The organism is Pseudomonas sp. PME37.24/025, from assembly GCF_055556615.1.
Genome location: NZ_JBVHNK010000313.1, coordinates 1 through 261, shown reverse-complemented (window position 1 = coordinate 261; position 261 = coordinate 1). Strand labels below are relative to the sequence as shown.

Annotated in this window: 1 protein-coding gene; it reads left to right on the top strand. The window is 66.3% G+C overall.

Features of this window, described 5'->3' with window-relative positions:
* Positions 1-261: hypothetical protein (locus ACZ3HH_RS30505; protein ID WP_465810371.1), on the top strand; the 261-nt coding region annotated here is incomplete at both ends.

Sequence of the window (261 nt, the reverse complement as noted above, 5' to 3'; positions counted from 1 at the left end):
CGCGTCACGATCCCCGAGTACGAGCCGTACGCGTGGAACCCGGGCTACAAGCTCCCCGAGCGTCCCGGCAACCCGGAGGGCAACATCACGATCGAGGGCCGCAGCAAGTACCGCGCCGACGACGCGATCGCCGCCCTGATCGAACTGTCGAAGACGACGGGCCGCATCACCCATTACCAGGAGTGGGATAACGACGGCCCCGGGCAGGAGACCACCGTCTACGAGAACGGCGAGTACATCCATGCCGCGAGCAAGGTGAGC